The sequence below is a fragment of the Phocaeicola intestinalis genome, from assembly GCF_014837065.1.
GTDB classification, from domain to species: domain Bacteria; phylum Bacteroidota; class Bacteroidia; order Bacteroidales; family Bacteroidaceae; genus Phocaeicola; species Phocaeicola intestinalis.
The window spans coordinates 1-25,886 of record NZ_JACSPP010000055.1 but is presented as its reverse complement, the minus strand read 5'-3'; the positions used below and the strand labels follow the sequence as shown (position 1 = coordinate 25,886).

General features: G+C 47.2%; 21 protein-coding genes and 1 pseudogene. 15 read left to right on the top strand and 7 right to left on the bottom strand.

Annotated elements, in window-relative coordinates:
• Nucleotides 1-258 (top strand): annotated as a pseudogene (locus tag H9625_RS14065) (Rpn family recombination-promoting nuclease/putative transposase); the annotation flags it as partial.
• 209 nt (nucleotides 259-467) lie between these two features.
• On the opposite strand, the gene H9625_RS14060 reads toward H9625_RS14065, so the two are convergent.
• The 4 genes from H9625_RS14060 to dut all read right to left on the bottom strand — a co-directional run bounded on the left by H9625_RS14060 (nucleotide 468) and on the right by dut (nucleotide 4,997).
• Nucleotides 468-1,793: a murein hydrolase activator EnvC family protein gene (locus tag H9625_RS14060; protein ID WP_087210498.1), complete on the bottom strand. Its 1,326-nt coding sequence runs from the start codon at nucleotides 1,791-1,793 to the stop codon at nucleotides 468-470.
• The gene (locus H9625_RS14055; protein WP_225226443.1) at nucleotides 1,790-2,623 is read right to left on the bottom strand and encodes a DUF4292 domain-containing protein; all 834 of its coding nucleotides are present in this window, start codon (nucleotides 2,621-2,623) and stop codon (nucleotides 1,790-1,792) included. Before H9625_RS14055 ends, H9625_RS14060 begins: the two co-directional genes overlap by 4 nt.
• Before the next feature lie 89 nt (nucleotides 2,624-2,712).
• Entirely contained in the window at nucleotides 2,713-4,494 is a 1,782-nt protein-coding gene (locus tag H9625_RS14050; protein WP_191764939.1) for a tetratricopeptide repeat protein, read from the bottom strand.
• Between the two features lie 68 nt (nucleotides 4,495-4,562).
• Nucleotides 4,563-4,997, bottom strand: a complete 435-nt coding sequence (dut, locus tag H9625_RS14045) for a dUTP diphosphatase (RefSeq protein WP_087248632.1) — start codon at nucleotides 4,995-4,997, stop codon at nucleotides 4,563-4,565.
• 217 nt (nucleotides 4,998-5,214) lie between these two features.
• On the opposite strand from dut, the gene H9625_RS14040 reads away from it, so the two are divergent.
• On the top strand, nucleotides 5,215-6,546 hold the full coding sequence (locus H9625_RS14040) for a deoxyguanosinetriphosphate triphosphohydrolase (RefSeq protein ID WP_191764941.1): 1,332 nt from the start codon (nucleotides 5,215-5,217) through the stop codon (nucleotides 6,544-6,546).
• Between the two features lie 48 nt (nucleotides 6,547-6,594).
• Here the strand turns inward: H9625_RS14040 and H9625_RS14035 are convergent, their stop codons facing one another.
• Both H9625_RS14035 and H9625_RS14030 read right to left on the bottom strand, forming a co-directional pair.
• Complete coding sequence (locus tag H9625_RS14035; protein WP_022038916.1) at nucleotides 6,595-7,590, bottom strand: GNAT family N-acetyltransferase; 996 nt, start codon at nucleotides 7,588-7,590, stop codon at nucleotides 6,595-6,597.
• 18 nt (nucleotides 7,591-7,608) lie between these two features.
• Nucleotides 7,609-8,427, bottom strand: coding sequence for a 1-acyl-sn-glycerol-3-phosphate acyltransferase (locus H9625_RS14030; protein WP_087210492.1), 819 nt, complete (start codon nucleotides 8,425-8,427; stop codon nucleotides 7,609-7,611).
• Between the two features lie 300 nt (nucleotides 8,428-8,727).
• Between H9625_RS14030 and rsmH the strand changes: the two genes are divergently transcribed.
• The 13 genes from rsmH to H9625_RS13965 all read left to right on the top strand — a co-directional run bounded on the left by rsmH (nucleotide 8,728) and on the right by H9625_RS13965 (nucleotide 25,140).
• The gene (rsmH, locus tag H9625_RS14025; protein WP_087248622.1) at nucleotides 8,728-9,642 is read left to right on the top strand and encodes a 16S rRNA (cytosine(1402)-N(4))-methyltransferase RsmH; all 915 of its coding nucleotides are present in this window, start codon (nucleotides 8,728-8,730) and stop codon (nucleotides 9,640-9,642) included.
• Between the two features lie 20 nt (nucleotides 9,643-9,662).
• The gene (locus H9625_RS14020; protein WP_022038913.1) at nucleotides 9,663-10,016 is read left to right on the top strand and encodes an FtsL-like putative cell division protein; all 354 of its coding nucleotides are present in this window, start codon (nucleotides 9,663-9,665) and stop codon (nucleotides 10,014-10,016) included.
• Between the two features lie 7 nt (nucleotides 10,017-10,023).
• Complete coding sequence (locus H9625_RS14015; RefSeq protein ID WP_087210501.1) at nucleotides 10,024-12,174, top strand: penicillin-binding protein; 2,151 nt, start codon at nucleotides 10,024-10,026, stop codon at nucleotides 12,172-12,174.
• Between the two features lie 15 nt (nucleotides 12,175-12,189).
• Nucleotides 12,190-13,644: a UDP-N-acetylmuramoyl-L-alanyl-D-glutamate--2,6-diaminopimelate ligase gene (locus H9625_RS14010; RefSeq protein WP_191764937.1), complete on the top strand. Its 1,455-nt coding sequence runs from the start codon at nucleotides 12,190-12,192 to the stop codon at nucleotides 13,642-13,644.
• Between the two features lie 12 nt (nucleotides 13,645-13,656).
• Entirely contained in the window at nucleotides 13,657-14,925 is a 1,269-nt protein-coding gene (mraY, locus tag H9625_RS14005; RefSeq protein ID WP_191764935.1) for a phospho-N-acetylmuramoyl-pentapeptide-transferase, read from the top strand.
• Nucleotides 14,926-15,252: 327 nt separating this feature from the next.
• Complete coding sequence (gene murD / locus H9625_RS14000; protein ID WP_022038909.1) at nucleotides 15,253-16,587, top strand: UDP-N-acetylmuramoyl-L-alanine--D-glutamate ligase; 1,335 nt, start codon at nucleotides 15,253-15,255, stop codon at nucleotides 16,585-16,587.
• Between the two features lie 131 nt (nucleotides 16,588-16,718).
• A complete protein-coding gene (locus H9625_RS13995) occupies nucleotides 16,719-17,999 on the top strand; it encodes an FtsW/RodA/SpoVE family cell cycle protein (RefSeq protein ID WP_087210483.1) in 1,281 nt (426 codons plus the stop codon).
• Between the two features lie 413 nt (nucleotides 18,000-18,412).
• Nucleotides 18,413-19,543, top strand: coding sequence for an undecaprenyldiphospho-muramoylpentapeptide beta-N-acetylglucosaminyltransferase (murG, locus tag H9625_RS13990; protein ID WP_022038907.1), 1,131 nt, complete (start codon nucleotides 18,413-18,415; stop codon nucleotides 19,541-19,543).
• The gene (gene murC, locus H9625_RS13985; protein ID WP_022038906.1) at nucleotides 19,533-20,909 is read left to right on the top strand and encodes a UDP-N-acetylmuramate--L-alanine ligase; all 1,377 of its coding nucleotides are present in this window, start codon (nucleotides 19,533-19,535) and stop codon (nucleotides 20,907-20,909) included. Before murG ends, murC begins: the two co-directional genes overlap by 11 nt.
• A complete protein-coding gene (locus H9625_RS13980; RefSeq protein WP_087210477.1) occupies nucleotides 20,906-21,643 on the top strand; it encodes a cell division protein FtsQ/DivIB in 738 nt (245 codons plus the stop codon). Before murC ends, H9625_RS13980 begins: the two co-directional genes overlap by 4 nt.
• A gap of 3 nt (nucleotides 21,644-21,646) precedes the next feature.
• Entirely contained in the window at nucleotides 21,647-23,221 is a 1,575-nt protein-coding gene (ftsA, locus tag H9625_RS13975) for a cell division protein FtsA (RefSeq protein ID WP_191764933.1), read from the top strand.
• 29 nt (nucleotides 23,222-23,250) lie between these two features.
• Nucleotides 23,251-24,564 carry a cell division protein FtsZ gene (gene ftsZ / locus H9625_RS13970; RefSeq protein ID WP_022038903.1) on the top strand — a complete coding sequence of 438 codons (1,314 nt, stop codon included), beginning with the start codon at nucleotides 23,251-23,253 and terminating at the stop codon, nucleotides 24,562-24,564.
• 126 nt (nucleotides 24,565-24,690) lie between these two features.
• A complete protein-coding gene (locus tag H9625_RS13965; RefSeq protein ID WP_022038902.1) occupies nucleotides 24,691-25,140 on the top strand; it encodes a GatB/YqeY domain-containing protein in 450 nt (149 codons plus the stop codon).
• 73 nt (nucleotides 25,141-25,213) lie between these two features.
• Here H9625_RS13965 and H9625_RS13960 read toward each other — a convergent pair whose 3' ends face one another.
• A complete protein-coding gene (locus H9625_RS13960) occupies nucleotides 25,214-25,750 on the bottom strand; it encodes a helix-turn-helix domain-containing protein (RefSeq protein WP_022038901.1) in 537 nt (178 codons plus the stop codon).
• Between the last annotated feature and the right edge of the window lie 136 nt (nucleotides 25,751-25,886).

Below are 25,886 nucleotides of genomic sequence, written 5' to 3'. Positions count from 1 at the left end.
TACGACAGCTACGAAGAAAGCCTGAAAATCTACCGGGACTGGAAAAATACCATTGATACTGCGAAAATTAAATCGAAGGAAGAAGGACGCAAGGAAGGACTGAAAGAAGGACTGAAAGAAGGAGAAAAAATCGGTATTGAAAAAGGAGCAAAGAAAAAAGCAATTGAAATGGTACAAAGCCTGAAGGCTAAAGGAGTTGCAATCAGCATAATTGCCGAATGCAGCGGCTTGTCCGAAGAAGAAATCAACAGCCTGTAGGTTAGTTGTTAAGTTTTTGAGTTTTTAAGTTCGTAAGTCCTTGATTTATAATTTGAACGGTGTGAATTACAAATCCGGCATGACAAGCAAGCATTGTTCTCTCCGGCATATAGCTTCATCGGTTATAAAATTAATAATCTTACAAGCAAGACAGCCATGCGGTTTTTAAAAGAGGCACAGAAAATATTTACACTATGATACACGACCCCTTAGCGTGCCAACCACAATTCGGGATTCAACTTGGCGGTTTCCTTGCGAAGCTGAAAATGAAGGACGGTATTGCCTCCCTTGTCAGTATTGACTACTCCTATCACATCACGAGTCTTCAGCACACTGCCTTTTTTCACACTAACGGAAGAAAGATTACAATATACGGAAATATAGCTGCCATGACGCACCAGCACATTCGACAAACCGTTATACTGGAAAATAGCAGACACTTCCCCGTCAAAGATAGCGCGGGCATGTGCTCCAGTCTTCCCCTTAATATCAATGCCTTTATTATCCAGCCGGACGTTACGCAAACCTTGCACTTGGTATTTGCCATAATGTCCTACCACTACGTAAGGTCCAGTAATGGGCATAGGCAACCTACCTTTATTATGCTCGAATACCCCTGAAAGCCGACGGTCTTCACGGTCTACCTTATAGACTTCTACTTTTTCCGTAACCGAAGGAGCAGACGTTTCCTTATTCTCGGCAACAGTGGACTTAACTGCTTCTTTTGCTTTCCGTTCCGCTTCAGCCTTCTTCCGCTCTTCTGCAGCTTTTCGGCGTGCCTCCTCTTCCGCACGTTTGCGCGCGGCTGCTATCTCGATTTCTATCAAGCGGTCGATTTCGGCATTCAGACGGTCGGCAGACTTCCGCTGCTTCTGGAGTTCCTGCCGGATGCCCCGCTGCTTCTTCTGTAACGAAGCGAGCAATGTCTTGCGTTCTTTTTCCTGTTCTTCCAGTTTTTGCTTTTCTGCCTCTCCCTGATGTAACAACTGCTGCTTTGCTTCACGGCTGGCAAGCAAGGTCTGCTGCTTGTTTGCCACCTGCTTTTGCTTACGCTGCACTTCCAATCCTTGTCTACGCTGGTAATCAGCATATTCGCGCACATAACGCAAGCGACGATACATCTGGCTCAAGTTATCTGCCGAAAAGATGAACATCAGCTTTTCCTGTACCGACTTATTGCGGTACATATACATTACCGACTTCTCGTACTTTTTTTTCTTGTCGGCAAGTTCATGCTGCAAAGCAACCAATTCAGCCTTTACACGGTCGATTTCGCGCTGAATGACCTCCACGTCCTTCTCGACAGTCTCGACATAACGTTTCCTCTCATCGATTTGCCCGGACAGTAACGCTAGATTGTCCAACTGGCTCTTCACATCCTTCTGCGTAGACTGGAGCAAAGACTCGGAATCAGTTATCTGCTTTTGCAGAGCTGCATGCTGCTTTTCCAGTTCCCGAATCTTCTTTGTGCTCTGTGCAGAAAGCGAAACGGAAACCAGCAACAATAATCCGATTATACTCCAAAACTGCTTCATTTACTTACCAACATCTTCAATAATTCATCTACCTGCACGCGCTTATAGCGGGAAGGAACTTCTGTGCGGGCCTCCCAATTACCCCCTACATTCAGACGGGAAAACTCCATGCCTACCCCAACCTGCTTGCCAGTACCTTGTATTGTTACATACATTTGTTCTGGGAAAAAACGGTCTTTCAGCAACTGAAATGCATCATATTTCCATTGCAGGGAATAAGGGGTATCAGCCAGGCCGATGTTGCTTTCTTCCAGCCATCCTTTATCTGTCGAAGTATAGAAACGGTAAGTCAGTTGCTCGCTGTCCTGTGTTTCCAGTACAGCACGTCCGTCCGCCAACGACACCCGAAAATCTCCAGCATCGGTTACAGCGACCCGTTGCTTACCCGGTACAAACAATTCGTTCAGAAACAATGACTGAAGTACGGCAAAACTTAAATCGGTATGTGCCCAACTGTTCACTTCCTCGAACGACACTTGTACATAACGCTTGTTCAGCCGGTCGAGTGCCAATATACCATCGGGCGAAATCTCCAGACGAGCCATCTCAATGCCCAGCAAGGGTGCCACCGACAATTGTATCGACTCGTCCCGCTTGAGCCGGAGGGTGGCACTGCCTACCTTCGACACACCTTCGGGAGTAGACAAGCTCAATGTTACTTTTCCGCTCAGGCTCTGCCAGACAGGCGAAAGTTCGATAACTTTTTCGATATAATCCGTTCCGGTCAGCCCGCCAATCATCGGCGTTCTGGCGACCTTCCGTGAAGAAGAACAAGACACGACGAGTGCTACTGCCACTACAAGTCCTATATAATTTATCAGTCTTTTCATGATGTTCCTTTTTAAGTGACAAGGCAATGAGTTGACACGGTTTAATCACCAAGGTATTTGAAGAATTTGTCACCTTGCTAACTTGTCACCTATTCTACATATTTTTTCAATCTTATTTTCTGTTTCAGGCGTTTGATTTCCTGCTCGGTAGGTGGAGTTTCCCCTTCTTCCACCTTCTCCATGGCATCTGCCTTTTTCCAGTATTCCAAAGCTTTATCTTTTTCACCCAGCATATAATAAATATCACCACAATGCTCCATGATGACCCGGCTCTTCTCTCCTCCATTGCGCAAAGCCTGCTCGATGTAGATACGTGCTTCGGTGTAACGACCTTTCTCGAAAAGAATCCAGGCATACGTGTCCAGATAGGTATCGTTATCGGGTTCTGCCTTTACCGTGCGGTAACTCATTTCTTCCGCCTTGTCAAGATTCTTTTTCTCTATCGAAAGATAGTAAGCATAATTGTTCAGTGTACCGATGTTGTCGGGATTATAAACCAAAGATGAATCATAAGCCGCATATGCCTCGGCAGCCCTGCCTTTTTGATGATAAATATCACCCAAGATGGCATAAAAGTCGGAAACTACTCCTTTATCGCTTTTCTCATTAACTTGTTTCACACCTCGTGTAAATACATCAAGCGCTTCGTCCAGTTCCTCTTTCTGATAATATGCCACTCCTAAATAATAATAAAATTCCAATGCTTCGGGATGGTATTCGAGCGCTGATTTCGCTATCCGGACTACTTCATCCAATTCGTTATCTTGTATTGCATAACTCAACAACTGAAGACGCGCAGGCTTGTTTTCCGGATCCAACGAAAGGACCTGTTCAAGCACCGGAACCGATTCTTTCTTCATACTCTTGGTAATCATATACTGTGCACACAGCATAGCCAGGTCGGCATTCTGCTGCGGACGTTCCAGTATGCGCCGGAACAAGGAAACGATCTGCATACTGTCTTTCGTAGTCTGTTCCGACTGCAGAATACACTGGCGCATCAGTTCCATCTTCGTATCAGAGGCTACATCATCGTTCATCAGAATGGTGTCCAGCTGAAGCTGGTACAGACTGTCTTGCCCGGTTTTTTGATAATAAGAAGCCATCGACAACACTGCTGGTGCATAATCGGGTTCTTCCTTCAAGATACGCTGATATACCGCCAGCGCCTCATCGGGTTTGTCATTGTTCAGATACACATCACCCAGGATAGTCTGGTAGCGCAGGTCATAAGGATATTCTTTCGACAAGTTCTCGATTTCGACAAAAGCACTGTCCTGTTTCCCCATCAACAAATACATCCGGAACTTTTCCATACTGATTTGTTCGGATTTGCCGTCCAGCTCTTCCAGACGGTTCAGGGTATAGATGACGTTCTGGTAACTCTTTGTCCGGTTATACAAATCGACCAGCGACATCAACGGTTCAAGGCGTGCCGGAAACTGCTCTGCCATATTTTCGTAAACGGCAATAGCTTTGGGCAGGTTCATCTTTTGTTCATAATACGAAGCCAACGTCTGTTTATACCAGAAATTGGATTCATCGGAACGCACTGCCTGCTTCAATGCCTGTTCGCCTTTTTCCTCCTGCCCCAAATACATGTAAAACTGTGAAATCTCGTAAAGCGCAGCGCCCGATGAAGGATAGATGTCCAGACAATGTTTATACAACTCATATGCCGCATCGTATTGTCCTTTTTCTTTCATCCGCACTGCCTCCAGGAAATAATAATCGTACTTCCGGCGCTGTTCGAAGCTCAGCGTATATGCCACACCTGCATCTGACTGCTTCGCCTGTTTCTTTGTCGTGCCGCAAGCTACGAACATCATCGCCATGCTTGTTGCAAATAATATATAGAATAAATTTTTCATCTGAATGTGTATAAGTTTTCAACTATAAAGCCGCCTTATCCAACCTGACAACCCGAATACCAAGGACTTTATTTTGTCCCCGTATGCCCAAAGCCTCCTGCACCCCGTGCAGTATCGTCCAATACTTCTACCTCCTGCCATCCGGCTTGTTCATAACGGGCTATCACCATTTGAGCAATACGCTCGCCATCAGTCACCGTAAAATCTTCGGTAGAAAGGTTGACCATAATTACTCCTATCTCTCCCCGATAATCAGCATCAATCGTGCCAGGTGTATTCAGCAGGGTGACACCTCTTTTCAATGCAAGTCCGCTACGAGGACGTATCTGGGCTTCATAACCTTCGGGTAAAGCTATATACAATCCCGTAGGCACCAGGCAACGTTGCAAAGGTTTCAACACAATAGGCTCATCCAGGTTGGCACGCAAGTCCATACCTGCCGAAAGGGAAGTGGCATACTCCGGAAGCGGATGCTTCGACTTATTGATAATCTGTACTTTCATTGTAAGTTTGCTCATTATTGTTTTCACCACCAGATTACACAAATAAAAATAATTTCCTTTACGATTGCATGACAAAATCTGTGTAACCAGTGATGCATTGAGTTTAAATCTTCTGCGAAAATACATATTTCGCAGGATTTATAAATACGTTTACCATTTTTTAAACGAATCTTTTATACATTTGCAAGCCGAGATCCGAAAGAATTGAAGAAATATGATGAACTGGAACCAACTGATATCAAACAAACGCTTCGGGCTGGAAGCCTTGCACGAAGTGAGAAAAGAAGACCGTACCGAATTTCAACGCGACTACGACCGACTCATTTTTTCATCACCGTTCCGCCGCCTGCAGAACAAGACACAAGTATTTCCACTTCCGGGAAGCATCTTTGTACACAACCGGCTGACACATAGCCTGGAGGTGTCGTGCGTGGGACGTTCGTTGGGGAACGATGTAGCCCATCTGCTCCTTCAAAAACATCCGGAACTTGCCGGATCACATCTTGCAGAAATAGGAGCCATCGTCTCGGCAGCCTGCCTGGCTCACGACATGGGCAACCCTCCCTTCGGGCATTCGGGCGAAACAGCTATCGGCACTTATTTTTCGGAAGGAAAAGGCCAGGCACTGAAGTCTCTGCTATCTCCCGCCGAATGGGAAGACCTGACTCACTTCGAAGGCAACGCCAATGCTTTCCGCCTGTTGACCCATCAATTCCGCGGACGACGCCCAGGAGGATTTGTCTTAACCTATTCTACCCTTGCATCCATCGTAAAATATCCCTTTTCGTCACAACTTGCCGGCGGGAAGCAAAAATTCGGTTTCTTTTTGAGCGAGCAAGCCGACTACGAACGCATTGCACGTGAACTGGGAATTATCCGCCTCAGCAATGAAGGCGAACCGATACGCTATGCCCGCCATCCACTGGTGTATCTGGTAGAAGCCGCCGATGATATCTGCTACCAGATGATGGACATCGAAGATGCACACAAACTGAAAATCCTGACCACTCAGGAAACCAAGGAACTGTATGCATGTTTCTTCAGCGCCGAACGCCTGAACCGTATCCATCAGATATGCCAGCTGGTAACTGACACCAACGAACAGATAGCCTACCTGCGCTCATCAGCCATCGGTGTACTGACCCGTGCCTGCGTGGAAACCTTCGTCGAACACGAAGAAGAAATTCTGTCAGGCAGTTTTCAGGGACCGCTCATCAAACAGATTGCCTCTCCCGTACGTGAAGCCTACAAACAATGTTCGGAAACTGCCTTTGAAAAGATATATTGTGCCAAGGACGTGCTCGACATCGAACTTGCCGGCTATCAGGTCATCACCACACTGGTAGACCTGATGATAGAAGCAGTACGTTATCCGCACAAAGCCTATTCGCAGTTGCTCATTAACCGTGTGTCGCACCAATACGACATGCAGGCACCCACTCTTTATGGAAAAATCCAAGCCGTACTGGACTACATCTCCGGCATGACCGATGTATATGCCCTTGACCTCTACCGAAAAATCAATGGAAACAGCCTGCCGGCGGTGTAGACACCTGCTATTCTATATCAAGTCTGGATTGCGCAGTTTTTCTTTCTATTACTGGGCTTTCCTCTCTCCCGATACCACCGGATTCGCTCCCGAAGTAAGATGAAGCGCTTCGGGGTGTTCACGCAGATAAGACTCGATATGGCGTACGCGCTTTTCTTCCAAGATTTCATCAACAGCAATCAAGATACCCGTTTCCTCTACCATACCGAAGCCGTCATTGATTGCTGTGCCAAACATACGCATCGTAGGCGAAAGACTCATATAAGCATTGACCAAAGGAGGTATGTTATACCCCAGTTTACGCACCTCGCGGTTCAATACCCGATAATCTTCCTTAAACGTATCATAGCAGAATATATTTTTCAGCATATCCTCATCGGTATCGATTTGCAAAGGCTCCATCGGGGTAATCAGGTTGTCTTTATCAGAAAAATGTTTCTTCAGAAAATACAGAATCATGTCCCGTCCGAAACGGTTGTAGCTGGGATACATTGTCATTTTCCCGAAGAGATATTTTACATTGGGTTTGACAACAGTCAGTGCTCCCAAGCCATCCCACAAATTGTCAAGAGCAAACAATCCTTTCGAACCTGCACGGGTTGACTGATATTCAAGAGTAACGAAGGAACGTCCCAACTCAATAGTCGTAGGAAGATACTCTTTCAAGAACTTTTCGGAAAAATTGAACATGTGTGCAGTAGCAAGTACCGGTCTTCCTTCTTTATCAAATTCAACTTCATTCCCCAACAGATAACGGTACCCTCCTAAAATTTCTTCGGCATCAGGATTCCACACAATCAACTGCTGGTAAGGATTCTCCATCAAGTCGTATTCGTCCAAATCAACAGATTGCCCTGTACCTCCACCTGCGGCACGAAATGCAATTTCACGCAGACGGCCGATTTCCTTTAGCACATTCGGGGCATTTTTCCAGTTTACAATGTAAATTTCGTTATTACTTTTATTGGTTGATCTCAAACGCTTGTCCGGCGTCAGTTCCGATTTCAGCAACTCCCGTTCAACCGGTGCAATAATAGCTTCCATATATCTTATTTGTCTAATTTACAGTTTATATACCAAGTCACGCACATATGCCGCCCATTCGACCGGCGACTTCGACCTGTTGAATGTCTGCCACGGAATCGGTTTTCCAATAGCGACACGGAAGGTCTTATGGCGGTTCTTGAACATTTCATCAGCCAGATAAAGCATGGCTATATTGAAACGTATTCCCAAAAACTTGCAGGCATTCGCCAGATTGTAGAAGAAATCGGAGTTTCTTCCCTCAAAGTGAACCGGCACCACATTACGTTGGGTCTCCACGCTCTTGGTCACAAAAGTCTTTTTCCAGGGCAAATCCTGAATCACTCCATGCCTCCGACGCGAACAGATGCCTGCCGGAAACATGATGATATGACTGTCCGAACGGAATCCTTCCTCAACCATACGGGGAAAATCACGTGATTGCGAACCAGTCTTGTTGATAGGAATGCACAGCGGAGCCAGTCCATGCAAGTTCATCAGCAAATCATTGACCAAGTATTTGATACGTCCGTCATAATGTTTGCCCAACAAGTAACCCAATGCTACCCCGTCTTGTCCTCCCAAAGGATGATTGGACACAAACGTACACAATCCCTCTTGGGGCAGGTTTTCCAGCCCTTCTACCTCCAGCTTGACATCCAGGAAATCCATGCATGCAGCCAGAAACTCGACTCCAGTCTTATCTTCCACGCTTCTCAAGAAACCGTTTATTTCATCTTGATGGACAATCCGCTTCAGGTAAGACACCAGGAAACGGGGAACGTATCCAGCCTTTTTCCCCGCTTTCTCTTTCAATATTTTATCAATGTCTATTAAAAAAATCGATTTTTCCGCCATTGCTTCATTCTAGATTTCTTTGCAAATGTAATTTTTCTTTTGTTAAGTTGCTCACTATTGAGCAGGAAAATATGGCAAACAATGAAAAAAACAACAAATGGAAACCCCAAATGCCTGAAAACTGCACAACAAGCTACCCCTGTGTGCACACTTCCTTGATTTTACACATTCGCTATCAAGACCTGTTGATAACTTCTTCAAAGATTTTCGACAAACCTTATATGTCATTTGCTACGAAATGTGTAATTTTACCAGCTCATAGAATAATAAGGAGAAAAAGGTAGAAAATAAGCTGCATATATGACGGACGAACAACAAACATACCACATACCTGTATTGCTTCACGAAAGCATCAAAGGCATGGAATTGCATGACGGAGGAACCTATGTCGACCTTACTTTTGGTGGAGGAGGACATTCGCGGGAAATACTGCGGTGCATGGGAATAAACAGCCGCCTTTTTGGATTTGACCAAGATGAAGACGCTGAACAAAATATTCCCCAAGACGGACGATTCACCTTCGTCAGAAGCAACTTCCGCTACCTGCATAACTTCTTGCGTTATTACGGAGTGGAACAAGTAGATGCCATTCTTGCTGATTTGGGAGTATCATCACACCATTTCGACGATTCGACACGAGGATTCTCCTTCCGGTTCGACGGGAAACTGGATATGCGGATGAACAAACGGGCAGGCATAACTGCCGCCGATATCATCAATACATACGAAGAAGAACAGCTTGCCAACCTGTTCTATCTGTATGGAGAACTGAAAAACAGTCGTAAACTGGCCGCGGCACTGGTCAAGGCCCGGTCGCAAAAAACAATAAATACCATCGGTGAGTTTCTGGAAATCATCAAGCCTTTTTTCGGCAAAGAACGCGAAAAAAAAGAACTGGCAAAAACGTTCCAGGCATTACGCATCGAAGTGAACCACGAAATGGAGGCACTGAAAGAAATGCTGAAGGCTGCAATCCAGGCATTGAAGCCTGGAGGAAGACTGGTAGTCATCACCTACCATTCACTGGAAGACCGGATGGTAAAGAACGTCATCAAAACAGGCAATGTGGAAGGCAAGATGAAACAAGATTTTTACGGAAATATCGAAGCACCGCTGCGTGCTGTCTGTAAAATAATCACGCCTACAGACGAAGAGGAAGCCCGCAACCCACGTTCCCGAAGCGCCAAGCTGCGGATTGCAGAAAAAATCGGATAAATTTATGGAGATTTGAAGACATGAAAGAAAACAGAAATACAGAACAACCCAAACAACCCCATATCACTTTCAAAAGCATCATGGGGGGAGATATTCTTGCACATAATTTTTTCAGGAGACAAGCCAATCTGCTGATACTAATTGTCTTCCTTACCATTCTATATATTGACAACCGCTATTCAAGCCAGCAAGAATTAATCGAAATAGACCGGTTGAAAAAAGAACTGACCGACATCAAATACGATGCCCTTACCATCTCTTCCGAACTGACTGAAAAAAGCCGCCAGTCGCGTATCGAAGAATACTTGTCGACTGAAAACACGGGACTTGCTACTGCAACCACCCCACCCTACCTGATAAAAAAAGAAAACTGAGATGCGTATGATACCGGGCATTAAAAATATCATGTTCCGCTACACCTTCATTGTAGTGATTATGCTGGTCTTGGCTATCCTCATCATAGTCAAGGCAGGCTTTATCATGTTTGCCGAACGGCAGTACTGGAAAGATGTAGCAGACCGTTTCGTAAAAGAGAATGTTGTCGTCCCCCCCACACGGGGCAACATCATTTCTGCCGATGGAAAACTGATGGCAAGCAGCCTGCCGGAATATAAAATCTATATGGACTTCCGGGCGGGAGGATACAAAGAGAGTGATACCTTGCTGACCAATCACCTGACCGAAATCTGTCAGGGGCTGCACGAAATATTCCCCGACAAGAGCGCACAGGAGTTCCGCAAGCACATCTTAAAAGGAAGACGGAAAAAAAGTCGCCATTACCTGCTCTACCCCAAACGTATTTCGTACATCGAATACAAACAGGTCAAACAATTACCTGTATTCTGTCTGGGACCGAACACAGGAGGACTGCACGAAGAAAAGTTCAACCAGCGCAAGAAACCATTCGGCTCACTGGCAGCACGTACATTAGGCGACATGTATCCCGACATGAGCCTGGGAGCCAAGAACGGACTGGAACTTACTTACGATTCGGTATTGCGAGGCAAGAACGGCATCACTCACCGGCAAAAGGTAATGAACAAATATCTGAATATCGTAGACCAGCCACCCGTAGATGGATACGACATCATCACGACCCTTGATGTAGATATGCAGGATATCGCCGAAAAGGCATTGGTAGACCAGTTGACAAATCTGGAAGCATTATCGGGTGTGGCCATCGTAATGGAGGTGGCAACCGGCGAAGTAAAAGCCAATGTAAACATGATACGTGGCAACGACGGACATTATTATGAAATGCGGAACAACGCTGTAAGCAACCTGATGGAACCTGGTTCCACTTTTAAAACCGCTTCCATCATGGTGGCACTGGAAGACAAATATATCACACCCGATTATGTGGTAGACACAGGCAATGGGATGGTCAACATGTATGGAAGCTGGATGAAAGACTGGAACTGGTACAAAGGCGGTTATGGCGCCATCGATGTAACCCGTATTCTGGAAGTTTCTTCCAATGTCGGTGTGTCCACCATCATCGACCGTTTCTATAAAAACAACCCGCAGAAATTCGTCGACGGACTGAAACGGATGAGCATCGACAAGCCCTTGCACCTAGGCTTCGTAGGCGAGGCAAGCCCGCGCATATGGGGACCGCGCGAGAGAGACAGCATCAAGGGAGCCATGCCTTGGAGCCGCACCAGCCTACCGTGGATGAGTATCGGTTATGAAACAATGTTTCCTCCTATCTACATCCTGAATTTCTACAACGCCATCGCCAATAACGGAGTAATGGTGAAACCGAAATTCGTAAAAGCCATTGCCAAAGACGGTGAAATATTGCAGGAGATACCTACCGAAGTGATAAACCCGAAAATCTGTTCAGACACCACACTGACCATGATTCGTGCCATCCTGCGGAAAGTGGTGTCGCAAGGACTTGCCAAACCGGCTGGAAGCAAACAGTTCAACGTATCAGGCAAGACAGGCACAGCACAGATTTCACAAGGTACGGCAGGCTATCGGGCAGGTGGCGTAAGTTACCAAGTCAGCTTTTGCGGATACTTCCCTTCCGAGGCTCCTAAATACAGTTGTATGGTATCCGTTTTGATTCCTCACGGACCTGCCTCTGGAGGCTTGCAGGCTGGAAGTGTATTCAGCCGCATAGCCGAACGCATTTATGCCAAACACTTGGTGCGCGATCTGGCATACGCCAAAGATTCTACATCCATTTTTATCCCAGATGTAAAAAACGGCGATATTGAAGAAGCGGCATATGTACTACGCGCCTTACAAGTGCCCGGCAACAGCAATACCATCCCACAATCGGATGAACCCATTTGGGGAAAAGCATCCAGCACTACGGCACATGCCAACTTGAAAACGACCAATATCAACAACAAGTCAGTGCCCAATGTCATCGGTATGGGAGCAAAAGATGCCGTATTTCTGCTTGAGAGCCACGGACTGAAAGTACAGCTCTCCGGAGTAGGCAAAGTATACAAACAAAGTATCCCGGCAGGCTCTGCCCTGCACAAAGGGACAACCATCATATTGACTTTGAAGAATTAGAAATACAACACAAACATGAAATTAACAGACATTCTTACATGCGTAACTACCTGTGAAACCATCAGCCGGACAGACCGGGAAATCACAGGCATCCAGATGGATTCCCGCCTCATCGAAAGCGGAGACTTATTCGTGGCCGTAAAAGGAACACAAACCGACGGACACGCCTATATACAGAAAGCCATCGAAAAAGGAGCGGCAGCCATCGTCTGCGAACAGCTCCCCGATATATACAAGGAAGATATCACCTATATCCGCGTATCAGATACAGAAGATGCGGTGGGCAAGCTGGCCACTACTTTTTATGGCGATCCGACTTCCAAACTTGACCTGGTAGGAGTAACAGGCACGAACGGGAAAACCACCATTGCTACCTTATTATATAAGATGTTCCGGCAATTCGGATACAAGGTAGGATTGCTGTCTACCGTCTGCAATTATATCGATGGCGAAGCTATCCCTGCCGACCATACCACGCCCGACCCTATCACACTGAACCGGCTGCTGGGGCGAATGGCAAACGAAGGCTGCAAATATGCATTCATGGAAGTAAGCTCGCATTCCATAGCCCAAAAACGCATCGGAGGCCTGCGCTTCGTGGGAGGCATTTTCACTAACATCACCCGTGACCACCTGGACTACCACAAGACATTCGAAAACTACCTGAAAGCCAAAAAGGCCTTTTTCGACAATTTGCCAAAAACGGCTTTTGCACTGACCAACCTGGATGACAAGAACGGCAAGGTCATGGTACAGAATACCAAAGCACGCATTGCCACCTATTCATTGCGCACTTTGTGCGACTTCAAAGGGAAAGTACTGGAAGACGGGTTCGACGGCATGCTGCTGGACATCAATAACCGTGAAGTAAACGTACAGTTCATCGGACGCTTCAACGCGTCCAACCTGCTTGCCGTATATGGAGCGGCCTGCCTGTTGGGCAAGCAGCCTGAAGACGTTTTACTAGTCCTGAGTACCTTGCGCCCTGTGGCCGGACGCTTTGATGCCATTCGCTCCAAGCGAGGATATACCGCCATTGTCGATTATGCTCACACACCCGATGCACTGGAAAATGTACTGAGTGCCATCCACGAAGTATTACGAGGCAGAGGACGGGTCATCACTGTGGTAGGCGCAGGCGGAAACCGCGACAAAGGGAAACGCCCTTTGATGGCACAAGAATCTGCCAGACAAAGCGACAAGGTCATCATTACGTCCGACAATCCCCGTTTTGAGGAACCTCAAGACATCATCAACGACATGCTGGCCGGACTGAACAAGAATGACATGCAGAAAGTTTTATCCATCGCCGACCGGAAAGAAGCTATCCGCACCGCCTGCATGCTGGCACAGCCGCAAGATGTCATCCTGATAGCAGGGAAAGGGCATGAGAACTACCAGGAAATCAAAGGCATAAAGCACCATTTTGATGACAAAGAGATTGTAAACGAAATATTTGCCAACGAATAATCCGGAGAAGACATGCTATACTATTTATTCCAATATTTAGAACAGTTCGATTTCCCGGGGGCACGCATGTTCAGTTATGTATCCTTCCGCTCACTGATGGCAGTCATCCTGTCTCTGTTGATTTCCGCCATCTTCGGAGAATACTTTATCAACATGCTGAAACGCAAGCAGATTACCGAGACACAACGTGACGCCTCCATCGACCCGTTCAATGTAAACAAAGTGGGCGTCCCCACCATGGGAGGCATCATCATCATCGTTGCCGTACTGATTCCTTGCCTGCTGTTGGGAAAATTGCACAACATTTACATGATTCTGATGCTGATTACCACAGTCTGGCTGGGCACATTAGGTTTTCTGGACGATTACATCAAGGTGTTCCGCAAGGATAAGGAAGGACTGCATGGGAAATTCAAGATTATCGGACAGGTAGGACTGGGGCTGATCGTAGGTCTTACGCTTTACCTCAGCCCGCAGGTCGTTATCCGCGAAAACGTAGAGATACAACGTGACGGGCATGTAGTAGACGTGGTACATAAGAGTCAGGATGAAAAATCGACCAAAACCACCATACCGTTCTTCAAGAACAACAACCTCGACTATGCCGACATCGTGGGCTTCATGGGCGAACATGCCCAGACAGCCGGTTGGATTGTCTTTGTCATCATTACCATCTTCGTCGTGACTGCCGTATCAAACGGTGCCAACCTGAACGACGGCATGGATGGCATGGCAGCAGGCAATTCGGCTATAATCGGAGTGACGCTGGGCATTCTGGCATACGTGTCAAGCCACATCGAATACGCCAGTTACCTGAACATTATGTACATTCCCGGCAGCGAAGAGCTGGTTATTTTCATTTGTGCGCTCATCGGTGCGCTCATCGGTTTCCTGTGGTACAATGCCTTCCCGGCACAAGTATTCATGGGTGATACAGGCAGCCTTACCATCGGAGGAATCATCGCCGTATTTGCCATCATCATCCATAAAGAACTGCTGATACCGATTCTGTGCGGCGTGTTCCTGGTAGAAAATCTATCGGTTATTTTGCAAGTGCGTTATTTCCAGAAAGGAAAGAAAAAAGGAATAAAACAACGGATATTCAAGCGAACCCCCATCCACGACCATTTCCGGACCACAATGGCGCAGCTTGACCCGAACTGTACCTACTTGATTACAACTCCTCATAACGTATTCCATGAATCGAAAATCACCGTACGTTTCTGGATTGTAACCATTGTGTTGGCAGCTATTACAATTATAACATTGAAAATACGATAATAAATAATGTGCGAATAAACAATGTGGAAATGTGCCAATAATAATGTGCCAATAAACAATGTGGAAATGTGCCAATAATAATGTGCCAATAAACAATGTGGAAATGTGCCAATGGAATAATTTGCACATTAATACATTAACACATTGACACATTTGCACATTGACACATTTGCACATTGACACATTTGCACATTGACACATTTGCACATTGACACATTTGCACATTAGCACATTAACACATTAGCACATTAACGCATTAGCACATTAACACATTAACACATTAGCAAATTGATACATTACATTCGCACATTAGCAAATTAAATAAGAATGGCAAAGAGAATTGTTATTTTAGGAGCCGGCGAAAGCGGCACAGGCGCTGCCGTACTGGCAAAGAAACAAGGGTTCGACACTTTTGTTTCAGACATGTCGTCGATAAAGGACAAGTACAAGACAGTCCTGGACGAGAGAAACATCCCCTGGGAAGAGGGACAACACACGGAAGAGTTGATTCTGAATGCAGATGAAATTATCAAAAGTCCGGGTATTCCGAACAATGCCCCTATCATCCTGAAACTGAAAGCACAAGGAACGCCCGTTATCTCTGAGATAGAATTTGCAGGCAGATACACGCACGCCAAAATGATTTGCATCACAGGAAGCAACGGAAAGACTACCACCACCTCACTCATTTACCATATTTTTAAAAAGGCAGGGCTCAATGTAGGACTTGCCGGAAACATCGGACAAAGCCTTGCCTATCAGGTGGCGGAATGCAACTTTGATTACTATGTCATCGAACTGAGCAGCTTCCAGCTGGACAATATGTATAAGTTCCATGCAAACATCGCCGTATTGATGAACATCACGCCCGACCATCTGGACCGCTACGACTACAAGATGCAGAACTACATTGACGCCAAATTCCGCATCATACAGAATCAGACCGACGATGATGCTTTCATCTTTTGGAACGATGACCCCATCATCCAGAAAGAGCTGCATAAGTACGGCATACACGGCCAATATTACCCTTTCGCCGAAAAGCGCGAAGAGGGATTGGCGGCATTCACGGAGGAAAACAAAATCTATTTCACCAAGCCCATCGAGTTCAACATGGAACAGGAAGAACTTGCCCTGACCGGCACCCATAACCTGTTCAACTCCATGGCGGCAGGCATCTCTGCCAACATTGCCGGCATCCGGAAAAGCTGCATCCGCGAAGCACTGAGCGACTTCAAGGGAGTGGAACACAGACTGGAGAAAGTGGCACGCGTGCGTGGAGTAGATTATATCAATGACTCGAAAGCTACCAACGTCAACTCGTGCTGGTATGCATTGAAGAGCATGAAGACCAAAACCATCCTGATTTTGGGCGGCAAGGATAAGGGTAACGACTACAATGAAATAGCCGGCCTGGTGCGTGAGAAGTGCTGTGGACTGATATTTCTGGGACTGCACAACGAAAAGCTGCATGCCTTCTTCGACAGCTTCGGTTTGCCAACAGCCGACGTGCAGAGCATGAAAGATGCCGTAAACGCTGCCTACCGTATGGCAAAAAACGGCGAGACTGTATTGCTCAGCCCTTGCTGTGCCAGCTTCGACCTCTTCAAAAGCTACGAAGACCGGGGCGACCAGTTCAAAGAATGCGTAAGAAAACTTTAATTTTAAGTTGACAAGGTATCAGTTGACAAGTGAACAAGGTCCTGAACCGTTATTACTAAAGGTATTTAAAATCTTGTAACCTTGCCAACTTACAACCTTGTAAACTGCGACCAATTCAACGATAAAGAGCCATGGATTTACTACGGAATTTATTCAAAGGAGACAAAGTCATCTGGATTATCTTCCTTCTGCTTTGCCTCGTGTCCATCATCGAAGTGTTCAGTGCCTCCAGTACATTGACTTACAAGAGTGGCGACCACTGGCGACCGATTACAATGCACATCATCCTGATGCTGGTAGGAGCAGTAGTCGTAGTCATCGTGCACAACATCCCGTGCCGGTGGTTCAAGACTTTTATCCTACTGCTACCCGTGTCATGGATATTGCTGATAAGTGTACTGGCCATTGGTGCGCTGACCAACGGAGCACGACGATGGATTGACCTGGGGTTCATTCAGTTCCAACCTTCCGAACTGGCAAAAATGGGAACCATCATCACGGTAGCCTATATCCTGTCTCGCATGCAGGAAGAAAACGGTGCCAATTCGAAAGCTTTCCGATACATCTTGTACGTAACAGGATTTACATGCCTCCTCATTTTCACCGAAAATCTGTCCACAGCCGTATTACTGGCATTTAGCGTATTGCTGATGATGTATGTAGGGCGGATTCCTTTCCGCCAACTGGGAGCACTGGTAGGCATCGGAGCCGCCGCATTGTTCCTCGCGCTGGCCACCATCAAGTTTGTGCCGGCCGAAGCATGGGACGATATCGGACTGCACCGTATGGTGACATGGCAAAGCCGTCTGGACAATCACTTTGACACATCCGTCATTCCACCCGAAAAGTTCGACATCGATGCCGATGCACAAATAGCACATGCCAACATTGCCATTGCTTCCAGCGGCATCTTAGGAAAAGGACCGGGCAACAGTGTGCAACGCGACTTCCTTTCACAGGCCTTCTCCGATTTCATCTATGCCATCATCATCGAAGAACTGGGACTGGTAGGAGGAGGCATTGTAGCTTTTCTCTACATCTGGCTGCTGATGCGTATCGGACGCATCGCACGAAGCTGCGACAAGTCGTACTATGCCTTCCTGGTCATGGGCATCGGCTTCCTGCTTGTCACACAGGCCATGTTCAACATGCTGGTAGCGGTAGGCATCATGCCCGTTACGGGACAACCGCTTCCGCTGATAAGCAAAGGCGGTACATCCACCTTGGTCAACTGTGCCTACATCGGCATCGTACTCAGTATCAGCCGTCACATCAACGAACTGAAAAAGCGTGAAGCACAGGCTGCCGCCGAAGAACAGCAGGCTCAAGTACACGAAGCCGCCATTTCGCTGCTACAAAATGCAGCCGAACTGGCAAAAGAACAGGAAAAAGAAACAAAAGAAACGCTCTGAACGGTTGCCCTGCCGATGCCGGCAGGGCGATGTATTACGACAAACAAGAAGGTGACTTTCCGGCAAAGCTACAATAGCCGATTGGTTTCAGTGCACTAAAACTCCTGTTCTATAAAATTGAAACTTTAGTTTCAGTGCACTAAAACCAAAGTTTCAGCGCACTGAACCCCTTCCGAAACTACCTTACATACGAAAATGCTTCTGCATATCTTGTGCAGAACAGCAGCTCCCGATGCCCCATTCACCCTAAAAGCACACCTTCAGCCGGCAGTAGAGACTCGCATTTTCGGCTTCCAATCCCCTCCACAACGTCCCAGCAAGCATTCTGTAAAATTAGGTATAAATAATTTCGGAAAAGGCATAAATAGTTTACAAGTTTATTCCTAAATTTGCAGGAAAATACAAAGTGAAACATGAAAGAGAGTCTAAGAGTGATTATCAGCGGAGGAGGAACCGGCGGACACATTTTTCCGGCGGTATCCATAGCCAATGCCATCAGGCTACAGCACCCCGATGCCAAGATACTGTTTGTAGGTGCCGAAGGACGCATGGAAATGCAGCGTGTACCTGCAGCAGGATATGAAATCATCGGCCTGCCCGTGGCAGGATTCGACCGCAAACACCTGTTGCGCAATATCAGTGTGCTCATCAAACTGATGCGCAGCCAGCTGAAGGCACGCCGGATAGTAAAGGCATTCCAGCCCGATGTGGCGGTAGGCGTGGGAGGATACGCCAGCGGACCGACATTGAAAGTGGCTGGCATGATGGGCATCCCTACCCTGATTCAGGAACAGAACTCGTATGCCGGCGTCACCAACAAGCTGCTGGCAAAGCAGGCATCCAAGATATGTGTCGCCTACGAAGGAATGGAACGCTTTTTCGACAAGGAAAAAATTATACTGACAGGAAACCCCGTACGCCAAGGACTGCTCCAGCATAACATGAGCCGCGAAGATGCCGTACGCTCGTTCCAGCTCGACCCGGCAAAGAAAACCGTCCTGATTATCGGCGGAAGCCTGGGCGCACGCACCATCAACAACTGCGTGATGCAGGGACTGGACAAAATCAGACAATCGGGAGTACAGTTCATCTGGCAAACCGGAAAAATATACATCAGCGAAGCGCGTGCGGCGGTGTCCCGTGCCGGCGAACTGCCGATGCTGCACACCACCGACTTCATTGCAGACATGGCAGCAGCCTACCGTGCCGCCGACCTGGTCATCAGTCGGGCAGGAGCCGGCTCCATCTCCGAACTTTGCCTGCTGGGCAAACCGGTCATCCTGGTACCATCGCCCAACGTGGCAGAAGACCATCAGACCAAAAATGCACTGGCACTGGTGAACAAAGAAGCCGCCCTGTATGTAAAAGATGCAGAGGCAGGTGTGAAATTGCTGGATACCGCCATCGCAACGGTACAGCAACCTGACACCTTGAACAAACTGAGTACGAACATCGCCAAACTGGCTTTCAAGGATTCGGCAAACGTAATTGCCGGAGAAGTGTGGAAGCTGGCAGCAACATACAGAAAAGAACATGGACGTTAATACACTGAAAGCAGTATATTTTATCGGAGCCGGAGGTATCGGGATGAGTGCCCTGGTACGCTACTTCCTGTCGAAAGGCAAGACAGTGGGCGGTTACGACCGTACCCCGACCGAACTGACCCGGAAACTGGAAGAAGAAGGAGCCTCCATCCACTATGAAGACAACGTGGAAGGAATCTCCCAAGACTTTCTGGATGCACAGACTACACTGGTGGTATATACTCCAGCCATCCCTGCCGAGCACAAAGAACTGACATTTTTCCGCCAGCAGGGTTTCGAAGTACAAAAACGTGCACAAGTATTGGGTATGCTCACCCGTACCGAAAGAGGACTGTGTGTGGCAGGTACCCATGGTAAAACAACAACTTCAACCTTGGCTGCCTACCTGCTCGACCATTCACACGTGGGTTGTAATGCCTTTTTGGGAGGTATCTCGAAAAACTACGGCACCAACCTGCTGCTATCGGATACGAGCGATTTCGTCGTTATCGAGGCCGACGAGTTCGACCGTTCGTTCCACTGGCTCACTCCGTATGCCAGTGTAATTACCGCCACCGACTCCGACCACCTGGACATCTACGGCGACCATGCAGCCTATGTAGAAAGTTTCCGTAAATATACGTCCCTCATCCGTCCCGACGGTTATCTCATAGTGAAGAAAGGCATCGACCTGACTCCAGACGTACAGCCGGGAGTGACTGTCTATACCTATGCCACAAACGAAGGAGATTTCCATGCTACAAACATCCATACCGGCAACGGAGAAATCACATTCGACTATGTATCACCCTTGGGCAACATCAACGGGATCCGGCTGGGAGTCCCCGTCTATGTGAATATCGAAAACGGCATTGCAGCCATGGCACTGGCACAAATAGCCGGAGCTACTGCAGACGAGATAAGAGCCGCTATGCCCGGATTCAGAGGTGTAGACCGCCGGTTCGACTTCAAGCTGAAAAATGACCGGATAGTTTTTTTAAGCGACTATGCCCACCATCCGGCAGAAATACGTCAGAGTGTGTACTCCATGCGGATGCTGTACCCCGACCGGAAAATAACGGCAGTATTCCAACCCCATCTGTACACACGCACGCGAGACTTTTATAAAGATTTTGCCGACAGCCTGTCCTTGCTGGACGAAGTTATCCTGCTCGATATCTATCCGGCCCGCGAAGAACCGATAGCAGGAGTAAGCAGCCGGCTGATTTACGACCACTTGCGCCCTGGTATCGAAAAGAGCCTGTGCCATAAGGAAGACCTGCTGGATACCTTGCGAAACAAGAAACTGGACGTCCTCATCACACTGGGAGCCGGTGATATAGACAATTATGTTCCACAAATTTACGAAATACTGAAAGACCGATGATGAAACGAATTCTTATACTCTGCGTGCTGCTGGTGGTCTCCGCTTACTTGGCTGTAGCGGTCACCTTGTTTAATGCCAAACCCGCCGGACAGGTTTGCAGAGGCATAGAATTGACCATAAAAGACAGCATCGACTACGATTTCATCACACTGAAGGACGTCAATGCCCTCCTGAAACGGAAAGGCCTGTCGCCTGCCGACAAGCCCTTGGACAAAATCAACATACGCCAGCTGGAAGAAGCCTTATCACACCAGCCATTCATTGCCGAAGCAGAGTGTTACCTGACTTCAAGTGGAAAGGTTGCCATCGACATCTATCAGCGCATCCCCCTGCTGCGTGTGATGAGCAACAACGGCGACACATATTACCTGGACCATGCCGGACAAATCCTGCCGGTATCGGGCAAGCCAGTGCATGTAGCTGTGGCAACCGGATTCATCGACCGCAAATTTGCGCAAGACCAATTGTACCAGTTGGGCAAATACTTACAGACGGACGCATTCTGGAATGCACAGATTGAACAAATCAATGTCACTCCCCGGCAAGAACTGGAACTGGTGCCCCGCGTAGGCAACCAGATACTCTTTTTGGGAAAAGCCGAGGATTATCAAGAAAAATTCCGTAAATTGCAGACGTTCTATACAGAAGCGCTTAGCCAAGTAGGATGGAACAAATACGAACGGATAAGTGTAGAGTTTAATAACCAGATTATTTGTACAAAAAAAGAGAAGTAAGATATGGCAGTAACAGATTTTATAGCAGCGATTGAACTGGGATCAAGCAAAATCACCGGCGTTGCAGGCAAGAAGAATGCCGACGGAAGCATTCACATCCTCGCATACGCCAGCGAACACTCTTCTGATTGCATCCGGAAAGGCATTATCTACAACCTGGACAAGACCACACAATGTCTTGCCTCTGTCATCGGCAAGCTGGAAGAACAGTTGCAAGCCTCCATCAAGAAAGTCTATGTAGGCATTGGTGGACAGTCGCTCCGGAGCATCCGCAATACCGAGACCAAACAACTGGATACCGAAGTGAAAATCTCGCAGGCGCTGATAGACGAGCTGATGAAGAACAACCGCGAAATGGCCCTGATGGACCAGGAAATGCTGGCTGTCGAACCTCAAGAATATAAAGTGGGCAACCAACTCACTACCGAACCCGTAGGTATCCCGACGGAACATATCGAAGCACACTATGTGAACATCATCGGGCGTAACACCTTACGAAGCAACATCCGCCAGTGTGTCCGCCAGGCGGGATATGAAGTGGCGGACTACCTGCTTTCACCCATTGTAACTGCCAACATCGTGCTGACAGCAAGTGAAAAACGTTCGGGATGCGCTTTGGTCGACCTTGGTGCCGACACAACCACCGTATCTGTATACAAGAACAACATTTTGCGTCACCTTGCCGTAATCCCGCTGGGAAGCAACAACATAACCAAAGACATCGCCAGTCTGCAAATCGAAGAAGAAGACGCCGAACAACTGAAACTGCGTTACGCCAGTGCCTATACCGAACCGTCGGAAGAAGAAGATATCAACCAGGAATATGCCATCGACGGCCGATGCTCCATCCGTGCCCGCAAACTGGAAGACATCGTGGAAGCCCGTACCCTCGAAATACTGGAAAACGTATGGAATCAAATCAAACTATCGGGTTATAGCAACGAACTGCACGCAGGCATTATCCTGACGGGAGGAGCCTCGCAACTGCCTAACCTGAACAAAGCATTCATAACAGTCACCAAGATAGACAAGATACGCATCGCACAAACCGGAAACATCGAACTGACGGACGACCATCAGGACATCACGCCTAACGGTTCACAAAACACCCTCATCGGACTGCTGGCTGCAGGCAAAGACAACTGCTGCAAGATAGACCCGCACAAAAGCCAGCTGAGCTGGATTCAGCAGCAAGAAGAAGACGACGAGGCCCAAAAGAAAGTCGAAGAAGAGCGCAAACGTAAAGAAGAGGAAGAACGCAGAAAGAAAGAGGAAGAAGAACGCAAAAAGCAACTGGAAGCAGAACGCATCCGTCAGGAACAGGAACGTGCCCAAAAACGTTTACGCGAATGTGAAGCATTGATAAGCGAAGCCAAACGACTGGCAGAACGCAAGAAATACAAAGACGCCCTTAGTAAACTGGAAGAGGCGAAAAGCTTAAAAGTGGCTGATAAAGAAGCAGAACTGGATGACTTGTATCAGACCATAAACAAGCAGAAATCGGAAAATACGCCGTTCAAGAAACTGTTTAATTTCTTGAAAACCGAAGCGGACGAAATGATGAAAGGAGAAAACTGACAAACGTAAGAACTTAAAAACCCAAAGATATGTCTGACGAAACGATTATGCCGTTCGACTTTTCGAACGGTGGTACACCCAGCATCATCAAGGTGATTGGTGTAGGAGGTGGTGGCGGAAACGCAGTCAACCACATGTATAGAGAAGGAATCCATGACGTTACGTTCGTGGTATGCAATACAGACAATCAGGCACTCAACGAGTCACCTGTCCCCATCAAGCTGCAATTGGGCAGAGAAGGCTTGGGAGCCGGAAACCGTCCCGAACGTGCCAAAGCCGCAGCCGAAGAAAGCATGAAAGACATCGAAAGCATGCTGAACGACGGTTGTAAAATGGCTTTCATCACTGCCGGAATGGGCGGTGGTACAGGTACCGGAGCCGCCCCCATCATTGCCAAGACCGCCAAAGACATGGGCATCCTGACAGTGGGCATTGTCACCATTCCTTTCCTGTTCGAAGGTAACAAGAAAATCGACCAGGCACTGGATGGTGTGGAAGAAATGAGCAAACACGTTGATGCCCTGCTGGTCATCAACAACGAACGTCTGCGCGACGTGTATTCCGACCTCAGCGTGATGAATGCCTTTGCCAAAGCCGATGATACCCTCTCGGTAGCAGCCAAGAGTATAGCCGAAATCATCACCATCCGAGGCAAAATCAACCTGGACTTCAACGACGTAAAGACGGTATTGAAAGACGGCGGTGTTGCCTTGATGAGTACCGGTTACGGCTCAGGCGAAGGACGTGTTACCCAAGCCATCAACGATGCGCTGCATTCGCCGTTGCTGAACAACAACGATATCTTCAATTCTAAGAAAGTATTGTTCAACATCTCGTACAGCACAAACAGCGACCTGATGATGGAAGAGATGAACGAAGTGCACGAGTTCATGAGCCGATTTGGCGATGATGTAGAAACCAAATGGGGACTTTACATCGACGACAGCCTGGAAAGCAAAGTTAAATTCACCATCCTTGCCACAGGATTCGGCATCAAGGACATCCCGGGTATGGACGATGCACTGAACAAGAAACGTACTGCTGAAGAACAGAAAAGACACGAAGAAGAAGAACGCATCCGGCAGATAAAAGAAAAACGCCGGGACGATTACTATACCAATGAACGCCGGAACGACAGAAAGAAGGGCAACTACAAGTATTACATCTTCACACAAGACGATTTGGACAATGATGATGTAATCAGCATCGTAGACACCACTCCGACGTACAAACGTTCGAAAACCGTTCTCGATAACATCCGCCAGCGCGCCACCGACAGTGAAAGTCTGGTACAGAAACCGCAGCTGAACGAAAACGGCTCAACGATGATTACCTTTAGTTAGGTACTAGGTTTTGGGTACCAGGTATCAGGTACTGGCTGACATAGGTTCTAAAATGTATCTAATACCTAGTACCTGACACCTAGTTCCTAGTACCTAAAAAACAACCAATTAAAAACATCATACACTATGGATTTATTCGAACAAATCAGCAATGATATCAAAGAAGCCATGAAGGCAAAAGACAAGGTGAGACTGGAAACCTTGCGCAACGTAAAGAAAGTATTCCTCGAAGCAAAAACCGCTCCGGGAGCCAACGACACACTGAGCGATGAAACGGCACTGAAACTGATGCAGAAGTTGGTAAAACAGGGCAAAGATTCGGCTGCAAGTTATACAGAAGCTGGCCGTCCCGAACTGGCTGAGGAAGAGATGGCACAAGTACGTGTTATCGAAGCCTATCTCCCCAAACAGCTTTCGGCAGAAGAACTGGAAGCCAGACTGAAAGACATCATTGCCCGTACAGGTGCCACCAGCGGTAAGGATATGGGCAAAGTAATGGGAGTAGCCACCAAAGAGCTTGCCGGACTTGCTGAAGGCCGTGCCATATCGGCAAAAGTAAAAGAACTTTTAAACTAACTCCTTAAACAGGCTCTGAGAGGGTGTATCAAAATAGAAATCGGCTTTCATTTTGATACACCCTCAACTATTTTTATTCCTCATTTGCCTCCTTATATTCAGTAGGAGAGATTCCATACATTTTCTTAAATGCACTCGAAAAATGAGTCTGGCTGCTGAAGCCCACCGTATAAGCCACCTGGGTTACCGTAATGTCTTTCTTCTTCAACAACTCCGCTGCCTGAATCAAACGGATATTGCGGATGAAATCACTGGGAGTCAACCCCGTCATTCCCTTAATACGTCGATGCAAATGTGTACGGCTCATTCCCACTTCCTGCGTCAGCATCTCCACACTGAGCATCGGATTATTCAAGTTTTTATTGATTACCTTCATAATGCGTTCCATCAACACTTCATCGTTACTCTGCAAGACGATTGGCATTCTTTTCCCCTCCTGGGTCGAACTGCCCGAATATTTACCTTTCAAACGGATACGGTTGGCTATCAGATTACCAATGAGGGTATATAATTCTTCCACACTGAAAGGTTTGCCCAAATAAGCATCCGCTCCTTGTTCCAATCCTTCTATCCGATTGGCAAATTCGGTTTTCGATGTAAGCAGAATCACGGGAATATGATTGGCAAATACTGCATCCGCGTGAAGATTATTAATCTTACAGCATGAAGATTATTAATTAGGGTGTCCAGTTTAATGTTCCCAATTTAGCCCACATTTTTGAGCTGTTTGGTGCGTACTGTAACCC